This is a genomic window from Ruegeria sp. AP12 (assembly GCF_056540025.1).
The window spans coordinates 1-534 of sequence record NZ_JBQFVZ010000326.1 but is presented as its reverse complement, the minus strand read 5'-3'; the positions used below and the strand labels follow the sequence as shown (position 1 = coordinate 534).

The 534-nt window shown below is 58.6% G+C and carries 1 protein-coding gene; it reads right to left on the bottom strand.

What is annotated here, in order from left to right; translation table 11 throughout:
* The coding region (locus tag ACR0E6_RS23015) for a M20/M25/M40 family metallo-hydrolase (protein WP_480587792.1) at positions 1-534 on the bottom strand (534 nt) is incomplete at both ends.

Below are 534 nucleotides of genomic sequence, written 5' to 3'. Positions count from 1 at the left end.
CCAACGGCGCGTCGGCACAATCACCGGCCACGGATCGCGCGACATCGGCCGCAAAACCCGTCTGTTCTTCGCTGTTCACCATCACCGGATAACCGCGATAATAGGTAATATCTGCCTTCCCACCGAACGTGGCGGCGACCCCGTTGCAGATTTCTCCGATACGCTTCTCAGCCAGATCCCTCATCGCTTCGCTCATCGTGCGCACCGTCCCTCCCAGCTTGACTGTCTGCGGGATCACGTTGAACGCCGTCGAGGATGTTTCAAAAGACGTCACCGACACGACTACCTGATCAATGGGATCAGCATTGCGTGACGCTATTGTCTGCAGGGCCATGACCGCTTGCGCGGCAAGGACTGTCGTATCAACAGTTTCATGAGGCTTGGCCGCATGCCCCCCTTTGCCCTCAAACACGATATCGAACTGGTCAGTCGCGGCAAAAAAGGCGCCGGGGCGAATGGCAAAACTCCCGACCGGACGACCGGGCCAGTTGTGCATCCCATAGACCTCCTGAATGCCCCAGCGGTCCATCATCC